Below are 12,085 nucleotides of genomic sequence, written 5' to 3'. Positions count from 1 at the left end.
TCCGACAGGTCGACAAGGCCTGGCCGCTGGACGGTACCGCTCGCGGCAAGCGCTTTCCAACCCTTGAGCTGATATTTGCAGCGCGAACAACGCTCTCTGAGCGAAAGCCCTTTCGCGAAATCGGTTCGACTGCCACCCTGCGATGCACCCGCACCCCCCGCACCTCCCGAAGGAGGCACCCCCCATGTCCGGATCCGTGAACCGACCGGTCCGACGCCGTACCTTCGTCCTCGGCGCCGCGGCCACCGCCGGCACGGCGGCGCTCGCCGGCCCGCTCGCCCGGTCCGCGTCCGCCGCTGCCTTCGGCTGGAGCGACGACGGCTCGAACTACGTCGTCGACACCGGCGCCGACCTCGTCTTCAAGGTCAGCAAGACCAACGGTGACCTGACCTCGCTGGTCTACCGCGGCACCGAGTACCAGGGCTACGGCGGCATGAACTCGCACATCGAGTCCGGCCTCGGCAGCTCCACCGTGACGATCAGGCAGTCCGGTTCGACGATCCTGATCTCCGTCACGTACGGCACGCTCAGGCACTACTACGCGGCCCGCAGCGGCGAGAACAACATCTACCTCTGGACCAACAAGGCCGACACCTCGGTTTCGGCAACCCGTTACATCCTGCGCGTCAGAAAGGGCCTGTTCCTCAACGACGAGCCCGACTCCTACACCTACGCGCCCACCACCATCGAGGCCTCGGACGTGTTCGCGAAGTCCGACGGCCAGACCCGCTCGAAGCACTACTCGAAGCTCCGGGTGATGGACTACGACTACATCGGCTGGACGGCAAACGGCGTCGGCCTGTGGATCGTGCGCAGCAACCACGAGAAGGCCTCCGGCGGCCCGTTCTACCGCTCCCTGCTGCGGCACCAGAGCGCGGACGGCGGCGGTCTGTACGAGATCCTCTACTACGGCCAGAACCAGACGGAGGCCCAGCGCTTCGGCCTCCAGGGGCCGTACGTCATCGCCTTCACGGACGGCGGGGCACCGTCCTCGGCGTTGTTCCCGGGCACGCTGACCACCCCGTGGGCGGATTCGCTCGGCATCTCCGGGTACGTGGGCGCCGGTGGCCGGGGTCGGGTGGCGGGTGTGGGCATCAGCGGGCGCAACACGGCGTACCCGTACACGGTGGGTATCGCCAACTCGGCGGCGCAGTACTGGGGTTCCGCCCGCGCCTCGGACGGCTACTTCTCCATCGGCGGGGTCCTTCCGGGGACGTACACCCTGACCGTCTTCAAGGGCGAACTCGCCGTGCACACCTCGTCGGTGACCGTGAGTGCGGGCTCGACCACGACGCTCAACACGATCGCGATCCCGTCGTCGAACGACCCCAGTAACGCGAGCGCGATCTGGCGGATCGGCGACTGGAACGGCACACCCAGCGGCTTCAAGAACGCGGACCTGATGACGTACGCGCATCCGTCCGACGTCCGGGCCGCCGCCTGGACCGGCAACGTGGTGATCGGCAGCGGCAGCGAGACGTCCGCCTTCCCCTGCTATCTGTGGAAGGACGTCAACAGCGGGCTGATCGTGTACTTCCGGCTGACGGCCGCGCAGGCCGCCGCCGCGCACACCCTGCGCATCGGCGTGACAACGGCCTACGCCAACGGCCGGCCGCAGGTCGTCGTCAACGACACCTGGACGTCGGCGATCCCCGCGCCGCCCACCCAGCCGAACACGCGGTCGCTGACCAACGGCTCGTACCGGGGCAACAACCACACGTTCACCTACAGCGTGCCGGCGTCCGCCTGGCTGACGGACACCGGCGCGTACAACACGCTGAAGATCCATGTGGTGAGCGGCTCGGGGGCGACCGGCTATCTCAGTGCGGGCACGTCGATCGACGCGATCGATCTGCTGTCCTGATCCCGAGGTGGATCATGTCCCGCGCGTCCACTGCTGGTTGGTACCTCCGTTGCAGGTGTACGTGATGATCGCGGCGGAGTTGGCGGTGGACGCGCCGGACACGTCCAGGCACTCGCCGGTCGCGCGGGACCTGACGTTCACGTAGTTGCCCGTGGTGGTGAGCGACCACTGCTGGCTGGTGGCCGACGCGTTGCAGTTCTCCTGGGTCACCGTGCTCGCGTTCTCCTGCACGCACAGGGAGCTGTTGCGCACCATCAGCTGGTAGTAACCGCTTCCGACGGACTTGAACCAGTACTTCTGGTTGGTGCCGCCGTTGCAGTCGTACTGCTTGATCTGGGCGCCCTGCCACTGCGACTGGCCGGTCACGTCGGCGCACCTGGAGCTGTGCCGGGCGATCAGCGTGTTGTACGTGGCACTCGTCCCGCTGATCGTCCCGGCCGCCGCGTCGACGGTGACCTCCGGGGACCAGGACATCGACATGGAGGTCGAGGTGGGGAAGGTCAGCGGCAGCCAGACGTAGCGGGAGTCGTTGACGGTCCCGCCGAAGGAGTTGCCCCAGCGGTCGCCCAGGTACAGGTACGAGGTGCCCGAACTGCCCTGCACCGGAAGGACGTACGTGGTCTGGGAGCCGTACGCCGTCGAGTCGCCGACGTTCGTCATCGCCGACCAGGGGCCCGCGAGGTTGGTGGCCGTCGCGTACTGCTGCTGGTTGGGGCTCCAGCCGGTGGCGCCCGACGTCAGCATGAAGTACACCCCGTTGCGCTTGAACAGCGCCGGTGCCTCGCGGTGTCCGCCGTGCCAGGGGTCGGCGACCAGGGCGGCGATGCCGGTGTAGTCGCTGGTCAGGCGGTAGATGTGCAGGTCGTAGTTCTCACGGGCGGCGGAGACCATGTAACCGGTTCCGTCGGTGTCGACGAAGACCGTGATGTCCCGGGACATGTGCTGGCCGAGCGGGCGGAAGCTGCCCTGCCAGGTGTAGTTTCCGTCGACCGTGTCCGAGACGGCGACGGCCGCGCGGGCCTCGCTGTAGTCGGAACCGTTTTCCTTGTGCATCCACATCACGAACTTGCCGGTGGACGCGTTGTACATGACCTTCGGCCGCTCGATGTTGGCGACGGCCAGCTCCGGGTGGGTGGACTGGGTCAGGACGTGGTTCCTGAACTCCCAGTTCTTCAGGTCGGTGGAGCGGTAGGCGTCGACGTAACGGAACGTGTTGTCGGCGTTGCGGTGCTCGCCGAACCAGTAGTAGTAGGAGCCGACCTTGATGACGCCGCCGCCGTGGGCGTGCACGGGGTTGCCGGAGGTGTCCGTGAACTGGGTGCCGTTGGTGAGGGTCTGGGGTGCGGCGCTCGCCGGGGCGGCGGTGACCAGGGCACCGGCGAGCGCACAGCACAGCGCCAGGAGGATCGCGTACGCGCGCCTCATCTCACGCCTCCTGCCGCAGCGCTGTCGGCGACCGGAATGCCGAAGTCGGGGGTGCCGTCCGGCTTCCAGCCGAGGGTCTGGACGCGGGTGTGGCGGTTGGGGTCGTTGAGCGGGTCGCCGTTGATCTCCTTGTACTGGCGGGCGTGGTAGACGAGGACGTCGGTGCGGCCGTCCTCGGCGACCGTGAAGCAGTTGTGGCCCGGGCCGTACTGCTTGGTGGTGTCGTTGCTGGTGAAGACCGGGGTCGGGGACTTCGACCAGTTGGCCGGGTTCATGAGGTCGCTGTCGGCGGGGGCGGTCAGCAGGCCCATGCAGTAGTTGTGGTCGGTGGCGCTCGCCGAGTACGTCATGAAGACGCGGCCGTTGCGCTGGAGGACGTACGCGCCCTCGTTGACCTTGTAGCCGATGCACTCCCAGTCGTACTCGGGGGTCGAGAGCCGGACCTGGGGGCCCGTCAGGGTCCAGGGGTTCGCCATCTTGCTCAGCCACAGGGCGGTGTTGTTGTCCATGCCGGGCTCGTGCTGGGCCCAGGCGAGGTAGCGGGTGCCGCGGTGGGTGAAGGTGGTCGCGTCCAGGGAGAAGGTCTCCCACGCCGTCTTGATCTGGCCCTTCTCGACCCAGGTGCCGCGGAAGGGGTTGGGGTGGGAGTTCTCCAGCACCCAGATGCGGATGCGCCACACGTCCTCGGCGGGCGCGGCGGCGAAGTAGATGTACCACTTGCCGCCGATCCGGTGCATCTCCGGCGCCCAGATGTGGGCGCCCATGTCGCCGGTGGGGTGCGCCCGCCAGATGACGGACTCGGCAGCGGTCGTGAGGCCGTTCAGGGTGCGGGAGCGGCGCAGGATGATGCGGTCGTACTCGGGGGCGGTGGCGGTGAAGTAGTAGAAGCCGTCGGTGTGGCGGGTGATGTGCGGGTCGGCGCGGTTGGGGACGAGGGGGTTCACGTAGGGGCCTGCTGCCTTCGACTTCGCGGTGGGGGTGGCTGCCAGGGCCGTTGCGGGTGCGGCGGCCAGGGCGCCCGCGGCAAGGGCGGCGCCCTTCAGCACCAGTCGGCGGTCGGGGGTGGGGGGCAGGTCGTCGGCGCGGCTCATGCGGACTGCCTCTCGGTCGTCTCTCGGCTCTTGGTTCGAGATTTCGTACGACATCTGTTATTCCGAACGCCGAAAAGGTAAAGGCGTGTTACGAGGAGGTCAACGGGTCCGGCGAGACAAAGAGGAACGCGAATTTTCTGTTATCGGCGGCAGCCTCCGCCCGTCTCCGATCACGTGCGCAGCCTTACTCACAAGACAGCAGCGGCCGCCGGCGCCCTCGCGACGGTCGCCCTCATGGTCACCGCTCCCCCGGCGACGGCCGCCGGCCCCCGGGACGTCACCGCCGACGTCCTCGGGGGCCGGGACGTCACGCTCACCGGCGACACGGTCGTCACCGTCCCGTCCGGGACGACGACGTACGACGGCGTCTTCCGCGGTGAGGGCACGCTCACCGTGCGCGGCAGCGGAACGCTGATCCTCACCAAGGACAGTGACTTCACGCTGCCCGAGTCCCGGCGGCGGCAGAAGGTGACCACGCAGGGCGGCAACCACCCGTACGTCACCACGACCAACCCCGACCCACCGGCGATCACCGTCGAGCGCGGCGCCACGCTCCAGTACGGCAACGGCGGCACGACCGGCCTGATCGGCCACTTCCCGTACAACACGCCCGCGTTCCGGCTCAACCAGGACAACATCCGGGTCGACGGCACCCTGCGCCTGTCCCTGAAGAGCGCCTACAACCTGGGCACCATCAGCGGCACCGGGCTGATCACCCAGCCGAGGTTCCTCTGGGGCACCTGGGACCTGTCGGGCACCCACCCCTTCTCCGGGGTGATCGACAACGGTACGCAGGTCAACGCCGGACGGCCGGAGTTCGCGACGTCGCTGCCGAACGTACGCAAGATCCTCAACCAGGGCACGTACACCGTGGACACCCCGCTGGGCCGGACCGTCACCATGGGGATGGACTTCTACCAGCGCGAGTACGGCAGCGACATCAACGTCCAGTCGCGGCCCGGCAGCAAGGTCGTGCTCACCGGCCAGTACAGCTGGTCGGACCAGGGCGGCGACACCGATCCCTCGCTCAGCGACCCCGCGCTGAACTGGACGCCCGCGCGCAAGAACATCAACAAGCGCGGCACCAACATCAAGGGCGCGAACGTACAGTGGGGCGACGGCACGACGAACAAGATCTTCATGCCGGGGACCGCCGAGACGGTCTACATCAACCTGCTGGCGGCCCGGTCGCGTTCCCTGCTCACCTTCGACTACAACGGGCCGGTGACGCTGGGCGCTCCCATCGGCGGCGGCCGCTTCCACGACACCCTTGCCGCACCCGGCGCCGGGGACGTCGTCATCGCGGGGACGCGGGGGAACGACGTGACCTTCGCGGCGAAGCAGTACTACGACGGCTCGACCACCGTCGAGAAGGGCGCGGTGCTGCGGCTGGGGTCGGCGCAGGGCGACGGCTCGCTGTGGATGGACGGCGACCTGTGCCGGGTGGTGAACGACGGCACGCTCGTGGTGCGGAACGCGTCGACGCCGGTCTCGCTGTCCCGGGTCAGCGGGTCGGGGGCGTTCGTGCAGTCGGGCGCGGCCACCACGACGCTGGCCGGGAGCGGAGTGACGTACACCGGCACGACGACGGTCAGGAAGGGCACGCTGGCGCTGCGCTCGGGGGCCACGCTCACCCGCAGCAGGGAGATCCGGCTGACGTCGGCGGGCGCGCGGCTGGACGTCGGCGCGTCGGGGCTGCGGGTGACGACCACACTCACCGGCAAGGGCACCGTGAAGGGGGCGGTGACCAACGAGGGCGTGGTCGCGGGCGGGCTCACGGTGACCGGGGGCTTCACGCAGCGCGCGGACGGTCGACTGGTTCTCAGGGACACGCCGTTGAAGGTGAGCGGGGGTGCGGTGCGACTGGCCGGTGACCTCGATCTGTCCGCCGCCGGGAACGACCCGGACCGCGAGATCACCGTCCTCGACAACCAGGGCCGGGGGGCGACGAAGGGCGCCTTCAAGGGCCTGCGCGAGGGCGCCGAGGTGAAGTTCGCCGACACCGTCCACCGCATCACCTACCGGGGCGGCGACGGCAACGACGTCGTCCTCACCGCCGCCGCCGAGAGCCCGTCGGCATCCCCGGCCCACGCACCGGCATCCGGCGCTCCGACGCCGGGCACGCGCAGCGCGAGCACCGCCGACGACTCCGGGCTGGGCTGGTGGCCGTACGTCCTCGCCGCCGGGCTGCTGGGCGGGCTCCTGATCCCGGCGACGCGGCGCACCCGCCGCGGGCGACGGCGCGGCGGACGGCACGCCGCCCACGGGTGACTCCTGGTCCGCGTCGACCGGCCGGTGGGTGTACGGGGGTCATCACCGGCCGGTCGGCGCCTGGTGTGTGCGGTTGGGCAGCGCCCCAAAGGGGCGCGGGGCTGTTTCGATATGCGGCTCCTCCCCCACTCTCGGCTTCGCTCGAGCGGGGGGACCCCCACCGTGGGCGCGCCCAGCCACGACGGTGCCGCAGACGATCGACGGCAGATCGCGGCACTTCCAGCGGAGCGCGTAGCGTCGTGACATGACCAGCAACACCCCCGAAACCCCGCTCAGCCTCGCAGACGCCCTCGCCGCCGGTACGGTCGTGCTCGACGGCGGCATGTCCAACCAGCTCGAGTCGGCCGGGCACGACCTGAGCGACGAGCTGTGGTCGGCGCGGCTGCTCGCCGAGCGGCCCGAGGCGATCACCGAGGCGCACCTCGCCTACTACCTGGCGGGCGCGGACGTGGCGATCACCGCCAGCTACCAGGCCACCTTCGAGGGTTTCGGCAAGCGCGGGATCGGCCGCGAGCGGGCGGCCGAACTCATCGGTCTGAGCGTGGAGTTGGCGCGCAAGGCGGCGCGCCGGGCACGCGCCGCGCGCCCGCTGTGGGTGGCGGCGTCCGTCGGCCCGTACGGGGCGATGCTCGCGGACGGCTCCGAGTACCGGGGCCGTTACGGGCTCACGGTCGGCGAACTGGAGCGCTTCCACCGGCCCCGTATGGAGGTGCTGGCCGCCGCCGGGCCCGACGTGCTCGCTCTGGAGACGGTCCCCGACGCCGACGAGGCGACGGCCCTGCTGCGGGCGGTGCACGGACTCGGGGTGCCGGCCTGGCTGTCGTACACCGTGGCCGGCGACCGCACCCGCGCCGGGCAGCCGCTTCAGGAGGCCTTCGCCCTGGCCGCCGACGTGGACGAGGTGATCGCGGTGGGCGTGAACTGCTGCGCCCCCGAGGACGTGGACGCCGCGGTGGGGACGGCGGCGCGGGTGACCGGCAAGCCGGTGGTCGTCTACCCCAACAGCGGCGAGAGCTGGGACGCGGAGGCCCGCGCCTGGAGCGGCCGTTCCACCTTCACCCCCGAACAGGTCGAGGGCTGGCGCTCCGCCGGGGCCCGGCTGATCGGCGGGTGCTGCCGGGTGGGACCGGAGGCGATCACGTCCATCGCGCGCACCCTGACGGTCTGACCGACGGTTCGTCGGCCGTCGGCGGCCTGGCCCTTCCCCCCTCCCGCCGCTCACCTCGTCCTGACCCCTCCGCGCTGCTAGCCTCACCGCACCGGGAACCGGTTTCCATCGTTGTTGCCGCAGTTCCCGGAGGGGGCGCAGGGATCGGGGAGAGGGGCGGGGTGGGGTATGACGCGCAAGAGTGGGAGCGCGAGCCGGAGCACGATCCGGGACGTGGCGTTGCGGGCGGGGGTGTCCGCGTCGACGGTGTCGCGCGTGCTCGGCGGGGCGTACCCGGTGAGTTCGGCGACCCGTACGCGTGTGATGCGGGCCGTGCGCGACCTGGACTACGTCGCCGACGCGCGTGCCAAGGCGGTCGCGGGCGTCGGGACGCCCACGCTGGCGTTCGTCCTGGAGGACATCACCGGTCCGTCGTTCGCGCACATGGCGCACGGCGTGGAGCGCGAGGCGACCCGGCTCGGTCATCTGTGCCTGGTGTGCAGCACGGAGGGCGACGTCCAGCACGAGCTGGACTTCGTGGAGATGATGCGCGCCCAGCGGGCCGCCGCGGTGATCCTGGTGGGCGGCGGCGCCGACACCCCGGAGTACCGCGAGCGCACCCGCCGGATGGCCGACTCACTGGCCTCCGCGGGTTCCCGGCTCGTCCTGTGCGGTCGCCCGCCGCTGGGCCCGGGGGCGCCGGTCACGGTCATCGAGTACGACAACGAGGGCGGCGCCTACGCCCTGGTCGCGCACGTCCTGGCCCAGGGCCACCGGCGGATCCTCTTCCTCGGCGGCAAACCCGACCACAGCACCGCGCTGGGCCGCGAACGCGGCTACCTCGCCGCCCACCGCGCCCGCGGCGTCGACCCCGATCCGGCCCTGCTCCTGCACGGCGACTTCACCCGCGACTCCGGGCACCAGCTGATGCGCCGAGCCCTCGCGGAGGGGCTGGAGTTCACCGCGGTGGTCGCCGCCACCGACATGGTCGCGGCGGGCGCGCTCACCGCCCTGCACGAGGCGGGCCTCGACGTCCCCGGCGATGTTTCGCTGGCCGGTTACGACGACATTCCCTTCGCCCGCGACCTGCACCCCGCCCTGACGACGGTGCACGTCCCCTACGAGGAACTGGGCCGCCTCGCGGTCCGCACCGCCCTCGGCCACCCCGCGGACGCCCCGGCCGAGCACCTGCTGCTGGGCACGCATGTCGTGGTGCGGGACTCGGTGCGGGCGGTGGAGTGAGCTCCCGTCACCCGTAGTCCTGCCCCGCGTCACTGCCGACGGACGCCGCCGGAGCGACGGAGCAGGCGTGCGACCGACCGCAGTTCCGCACGACGCGCGGCCGCACCGTCGGCAGGAACGGCCGGGGGCGCGGATTCCCGAGCCGTGGCGTCGGCCGTCCACAGGGCCAGCTCGCGGTCGCGCGGGCCATACACGGTGTACGGCTCTCTCAGCGTCCTCTGCTCGCCCGACGCTGCCCGATCACCGGCCTCCCCCGCCGGCTCGACCTCGCCGAAGATCCGCACCGGATGGGTGGCGTCCCACGCCTCCCAGCCCGGGTCGCCGTCGGCCGCGAAGCGCACCCACGCCGTGTGCATCGCGTCGGCCAGCTCGGTCGGCGCACCCTCACCCGCCAGCTTGGCGGCCTCGGGCACCTCGCCGGTGTCGAAGACGAACCCGAGTTCCAGGGCGTGGCAGGCGCCGAGGCCGGGCAGCAGGGAGGGCCAGGCGAACTCGTAGACGTACGACGATCCGGGGCGGGCGTCGGCCAGGCGGTGCAGCGGAATGCGCAGCAGGTGGTCGGTGACCAGCTGGCCGACGATCTCCGCGGTGCCGGCCTCGGGGTGCAGGGCACGGTAGCCGCGCGGGACCTCGTGGCCGCAGTGGCAGCGGGCCATGGCCCCGGCCAGGGCGACCGGGCCGAGCCGGTCGACGCGCTCCAGCAGCCCGCCGGGCACGAGCCACAGCCGGTACTCGTCGCGGGTCCAGCCCATGAGCAGGTCCACGCCCTCGGCGACCCGGCCCTCGACCAGGGCCTGGAGGGGATCGCGGGGGACGATGTCGTCGTCGACGACGATCCCGAAGGCCGGCCCGCCCAGCACGGGGCTGCTGAGCCGGCCCACCTCGGCCTGGGTGCGCAGCAGCAGGTCGCGGTCGACGGCGGCGAAGGCCTCGGCGGTCGCGGGCACCTTCAGCCGGGTCGCCATCCGGCGCACCATCCGCCGTACGTTGTCCCGCTCGGCCGCCTCGGGCGGCCCGCTCTGCAGGACCGCGCGCCGGAACAGGCCCTGGGCCTGCGGGGCGGCGATCAGGGCACCGATGCTGATCGCGCCGGCCGACTGTCCGCAGAGGGTCACCCGGTCGGGGTCACCGCCGAAGGCCTCGATCGACTCGTGCACCCAGCGCAGGGCGGCGAGCTGGTCGCGCAGGCCCGGATTGGCGGGGGCGTCCGGGAACAGTCCGTAGCCCTCCACTCCGAGCCGGTAGTTGAGGGACACGAGGACGATCCCGTCGCGGGCGAAGGTGCGTCCGTCGTACACGGGCACACACGACGAGCCCCTGGTCAGGGCCCCGCCGTGCAGCCACACCAGGACCGGGAGCCGGGCGCCGCGGCCCGGCTCGGGGGTCCACACGTTCAGATTGAGGCAGTCGTCCCCGGGCACGACCGGGTCCGAAAGATACTGGGCGAACGCCTCCGAGTACGGCGGTTTCGGCGGCGTCGGCCCGAAGGCGCCCGCGTCCCGCACACCGTCCCAGGGCTCGGGAGGCACCGGAGGCCGGAAACGGCGCGGCCCGAAGGGGGGTGCGGCGTACGGGATGCCCCGGAACACCGCGACTCCCTGCTCGTACCGGCCGCGTACCGCCCCGTACGGTGTGCTCACCACGGGGCCCGTCAGGTCTGCTGCGGTCATCCGCCCACCAGCCCTTCACCGTGCTCGTGCACCGTTCACATCAGAGCATCACATCGCTCGGAGGTATTCCGGTGCACGAGCCGGTTCAGCGCCTATTTGGCGTACATCAGCGTGCCGAAGCCGAGCTGGTCATAGCCTCCGCTGGTCGATCCGTAGTCCCCGCCGCCGCCCTCGGGGGCGACCGAGAAGCACATCTGGGAGATGTACCTGTCGTCGAGGTACAGGCGCCGGTTGTAGTGGTAGTGGAGCATCGCCCACACCGGGCGGACCTGGCCGCGGGACCCGGAGCCGATGACCGTCTGTGACTGCTGGGCGCAGTTCTGGCCGCTGCCCCAGGTGTAGGTGGTGTAGGGCACGTTCATGCCCAGGTTGTACTTGGCGACGTACTGGGCGGCTTTCATGAAGCGGCGGCCGTCGTAGGAGTACAGGTCGTCGCCCTGGTTCCAGGCCATCTCGCACAGGGCGCCCATCTGACCCATGCCCATGACGGTGTGGCCCTGGTCGCGGCCGGACTCCTGCCACTGGCCGAGGTCGTAGCCCTCGACGTTCGGGTACAGGAACGGCACCGCCCGCTGGATCTGGCCGTTGCCGCCGCCGCTCTTGAAGTAGTTGACGGCTTGGTCGTACTTGGCGCCGTCGTCGCACAGGATCCCGATGGCCATGATCGAGGCCATGTTGCACAGGTCCCAGTTCGCCCAGTAGTTGGTGATGCAGGCGTCGTTGTGCTCGCGGAGGAACCGGTCGTTGAGCGGGTAGAAGACGTTGAGCATCATCGTCTTGAACCGGTTGAGGTCGAACCCGGCGTAGCCGCGCATGAGCTCGGCGACGTTCGCGAACTGCCAGCCGTACAGGCCGGCGGCCAGGTACCGGTCGGCGTTTCCGGTGATGGTGGTGAGCGTGGACGACCAGGCGTTGAGGATGCGCACGGCGCAGTCGCCGTTCGCGGCGGTGCCGCCCACGTGCCAGCGCAGCGCGTTCTGGTAGGCGGCGTGGATGTCGTTGTAGAGCTGGGGGTAGTTCTGGCCGTCGCCGCCGCGGATGATCGTGGCCGTGGGGCGGGGCGTCCAGGTGGACTGTGAGTGGGAGTTGGCGGTCAGCCGGTTCCAGCCGGACAGCCAGGGGTCGTTGCCCGCGGCTACCCTGACCTTGGCCCGGTTGATGTCGCCCCAGTTGTGCAGCATGCCGGGGTGGGTGAAGGTCGCGGGGGCCGCGTCGGCCGTGCTGCCCGCCAGCACGGCCGCGGACCCGCCGACTGCGAGGGCGGCGGTGAGGCCGCCGGCGGTCTTCAGCAGACCACGGCGGCTCAACTCTGGTGTGTGGAGGTGCCTGTGGGGGGAAGTGCGGCTCATTCGTGCATCTCCATTCCTTGGAGGAT

8 protein-coding genes are annotated in these 12,085 nt (G+C 70.8%); 4 read left to right on the top strand and 4 right to left on the bottom strand.

Annotated features, from left to right (window positions below; all coding sequences use genetic code 11):
* The first annotated feature begins 184 nt into the window (after positions 1-184).
* Positions 185-1,864 (top strand): rhamnogalacturonan lyase B N-terminal domain-containing protein, encoded by a 1,680-nt coding sequence (locus tag ACFVJQ_RS17250; protein WP_385784651.1) that lies wholly within the window; start codon positions 185-187, stop codon positions 1,862-1,864.
* Between the two features lie 12 nt (positions 1,865-1,876).
* Here ACFVJQ_RS17250 and ACFVJQ_RS17245 read toward each other — a convergent pair whose 3' ends face one another.
* Positions 1,877-3,289, bottom strand: a complete 1,413-nt coding sequence (locus ACFVJQ_RS17245) for an RICIN domain-containing protein (protein WP_385784648.1) — start codon at positions 3,287-3,289, stop codon at positions 1,877-1,879.
* Positions 3,286-4,380, bottom strand: a complete 1,095-nt coding sequence (locus tag ACFVJQ_RS17240; RefSeq protein ID WP_385784645.1) for a family 43 glycosylhydrolase — start codon at positions 4,378-4,380, stop codon at positions 3,286-3,288. The genes ACFVJQ_RS17245 and ACFVJQ_RS17240 overlap by 4 nt, the downstream gene beginning before the upstream one ends.
* 234 nt (positions 4,381-4,614) lie before the next feature.
* On the opposite strand from ACFVJQ_RS17240, the gene ACFVJQ_RS17235 reads away from it, so the two are divergent.
* From ACFVJQ_RS17235 to ACFVJQ_RS17225, 3 genes are all read left to right on the top strand, one after another.
* Positions 4,615-6,651 carry an autotransporter gene (locus tag ACFVJQ_RS17235; RefSeq protein ID WP_385784642.1) on the top strand — a complete coding sequence of 679 codons (2,037 nt, stop codon included), beginning with the start codon at positions 4,615-4,617 and terminating at the stop codon, positions 6,649-6,651.
* A gap of 244 nt (positions 6,652-6,895) precedes the next feature.
* On the top strand, positions 6,896-7,819 hold the full coding sequence (gene mmuM, locus ACFVJQ_RS17230; RefSeq protein WP_385784639.1) for a homocysteine S-methyltransferase: 924 nt from the start codon (positions 6,896-6,898) through the stop codon (positions 7,817-7,819).
* A gap of 168 nt (positions 7,820-7,987) precedes the next feature.
* Complete coding sequence (locus tag ACFVJQ_RS17225; protein WP_385784636.1) at positions 7,988-9,040, top strand: LacI family DNA-binding transcriptional regulator; 1,053 nt, start codon at positions 7,988-7,990, stop codon at positions 9,038-9,040.
* Positions 9,041-9,069: 29 nt separating this feature from the next.
* Here ACFVJQ_RS17225 and ACFVJQ_RS17220 read toward each other — a convergent pair whose 3' ends face one another.
* Together ACFVJQ_RS17220 and ACFVJQ_RS17215 are read right to left on the bottom strand one after the other, a co-directional pair.
* Positions 9,070-10,710 carry a carboxylesterase/lipase family protein gene (locus ACFVJQ_RS17220; RefSeq protein WP_385784634.1) on the bottom strand — a complete coding sequence of 547 codons (1,641 nt, stop codon included), beginning with the start codon at positions 10,708-10,710 and terminating at the stop codon, positions 9,070-9,072.
* Between the two features lie 92 nt (positions 10,711-10,802).
* Positions 10,803-12,059, bottom strand: a complete 1,257-nt coding sequence (locus ACFVJQ_RS17215) for an alginate lyase family protein (RefSeq protein WP_385509688.1) — start codon at positions 12,057-12,059, stop codon at positions 10,803-10,805.
* Between the last annotated feature and the right edge of the window lie 26 nt (positions 12,060-12,085).

Origin of the sequence: Streptomyces sp. NPDC127197, from assembly GCF_042672405.1 — a bacterium.
GTDB lineage: Bacteria > Actinomycetota > Actinomycetes > Streptomycetales > Streptomycetaceae > Streptomyces > Streptomyces flavusporus.
The sequence above is the reverse complement of the archived record's forward strand: the minus strand, read 5'-3'. Positions and strand labels throughout refer to the sequence as shown.

What these genes read in the sequence shown, in the direction of transcription:
- ACFVJQ_RS17250 (WP_385784651.1), top strand. Translation starts at nt 185, where the DNA reads ATGTCCGGATCCGTGAACCGACCGGTCCGACGCCGTACCTTCGTCCTC.
- ACFVJQ_RS17245 (WP_385784648.1), bottom strand. Translation starts at nt 3,289, where the DNA reads ATGAGGCGCGCGTACGCGATCCTCCTGGCGCTGTGCTGTGCGCTCGCC.
- ACFVJQ_RS17240 (WP_385784645.1), bottom strand. Translation starts at nt 4,380, where the DNA reads ATGAGCCGCGCCGACGACCTGCCCCCCACCCCCGACCGCCGACTGGTG.
- ACFVJQ_RS17235 (WP_385784642.1), top strand. Translation starts at nt 4,615, where the DNA reads ATGGTCACCGCTCCCCCGGCGACGGCCGCCGGCCCCCGGGACGTCACC.
- mmuM (WP_385784639.1), top strand. Translation starts at nt 6,896, where the DNA reads ATGACCAGCAACACCCCCGAAACCCCGCTCAGCCTCGCAGACGCCCTC.
- ACFVJQ_RS17225 (WP_385784636.1), top strand. Translation starts at nt 7,988, where the DNA reads ATGACGCGCAAGAGTGGGAGCGCGAGCCGGAGCACGATCCGGGACGTG.
- ACFVJQ_RS17220 (WP_385784634.1), bottom strand. Translation starts at nt 10,710, where the DNA reads ATGACCGCAGCAGACCTGACGGGCCCCGTGGTGAGCACACCGTACGGG.
- ACFVJQ_RS17215 (WP_385509688.1), bottom strand. Translation starts at nt 12,059, where the DNA reads ATGAGCCGCACTTCCCCCCACAGGCACCTCCACACACCAGAGTTGAGC.